2 protein-coding genes are annotated in these 1,596 nt (G+C 44.4%); both read left to right on the plus strand.

From position 1 onward, the window contains the following. Positions 1 to 98: 98 nt before the first annotated feature. Positions 99 to 530, plus strand: a complete 432-nt coding sequence (locus DW862_RS26580) for a hypothetical protein (protein ID WP_229084594.1) — start codon at positions 99 to 101, stop codon at positions 528 to 530. Between the two features lie 88 nt (positions 531 to 618). Beyond that, positions 619 to 1,560, plus strand: coding sequence for a transposase (locus tag DW862_RS26585; protein WP_243636528.1), 942 nt, complete (start codon positions 619 to 621; stop codon positions 1,558 to 1,560). The last annotated feature ends 36 nt before the right edge of the window (positions 1,561 to 1,596 follow it).

Consider the following 1,596-nt stretch of genomic DNA (forward strand, 5'->3'; position numbering starts at 1 on the left):
GGCACAGTTGCAAATATCCGTGGCTTATTTTTGTAGTATAGGTCTATATTTTCTTGTTTAATGCTTAAATGTTTATAAGAAGCATTACCTTTGCACTCATGAGTAAGCAATCAGCATTTGACTATAAGATTCTGGCAAGTTACCTTCTTCCCAAAGGCATACTTGAGTTCTTCGACGTTACAGCCGTTAACGAAGACCACACTGGCATTATTGAAGAGACTGGTAATGAGCGCGTCCTTCTTCACATCTATCTTGACGAAAAAGATGCACGGGAAGAAGAGTGGCACGACCTTAAGCCCAATGGTTTCACGGAAAGCCGTCAGGTTAACGACTTTCCTATCCGTGATCACAAGGTCGTTCTTCATGTCAGACGTCGCAGATGGTTAACGGCAGAAGGCAGAAACATAATCCTTGACAGGTACTCGTTGCTTGCTGATAACACCAGCTACTCTAAGGAGTTTGCTGATGTCTTAAAAAAAATATTTGGATACCTACCCGATAACGGCCCGCTCGCTGGGGCTATACTTTAAGGTAGATGGCAATAACCTGGAGCGTGCTTACAAGGATCATCTGAGCGGTTTCCGTAATTGGGAACAAGCCAGTCATGCAGAGGACTGGGTGCTGCATCCTAAGAACATAGGCAAACGGCTGGGCATTGACGAGACCATGCTTCACAAGGACCTGATGACATTCTTGACCAACAAAGAAGGGCATGGCAAACGTCACACCTTAATAGCAGCTGTAAAAGGCACTAAGGCCTCAGACATTATCAATGTTCTTATGCAGATACCGCAGGAACAGCGAGAGCTGGTCGAGGAAGTTACCATGGACTTCTCTGACAGCATGTTTGCTGTCGTCACAGAAGCCTTTCCTAATGCAGCCATAGTCATTGACTGCTTCCATATCGTCAAGCGTTGTATCGAAGCAGTGGATGAACTCCGCCTCAAAGCTAAACGAGAAGCACAGAAAGCACAAAACAAGGAGAAGGCCATGTTCAAAAAGAAACTTGAACAGCTGGTAAAGAGCCGTAAATACTACCGCAAGAAACATCCAAAGAAATACAAAGGCAAGAAGCGGGGACGCAAGCCACAGAGGTTGAACAAACGCTTCAGGCCAACCATGCTTGCCAATGGCGAAACTGTCATAGAACTACTGACAAGAAGCAAGTATCTGCTGAGTGTGAGTGGTGAAAAATGGACTGACAGGCAGAAAACACGTGCAAAGATACTTTTCAGGATGTTCCCAAAGATAAAGGAAGCATATACTTTGATTTGTAGCCTAAGAAGCGTGTTTAGCAACAAGTCTATCGACCGGGGTACTGCGAAGGTTCAACTGCATGAGTGGTATCAGAAGGTTTCAGCTTGTACGTTGCGTGAAGTAAAGGCTGCAAGGGATGCCATCAAGTACAAGGAAGAAGAAGTACTAAATTACTTCATAAACAGATCAACCAATGCTCATGCTGAATCTCTTAACTCTAAGTTGAAAGGCTTTAGAGCACAACTACGCGGTGTGCAGGATTTACCTTTCTTTATGTTCAGAGCGTCCATAATCTTTGGATAACATGATTATATTGCCACGGACTTATGCAACTGTGCC

Origin of the sequence: Bacteroides sp. AM37-9, assembly GCF_003603455.1 — a bacterium.
GTDB classification, from domain to species: Bacteria; Bacteroidota; Bacteroidia; order Bacteroidales; family Bacteroidaceae; genus Bacteroides; species Bacteroides xylanisolvens.

Coding starts and splice junctions, on each gene's coding strand:
- DW862_RS26580 (WP_229084594.1), top strand. CDS start 99: ATGAGTAAGCAATCAGCATTTGACTATAAGATTCTGGCAAGTTACCTT.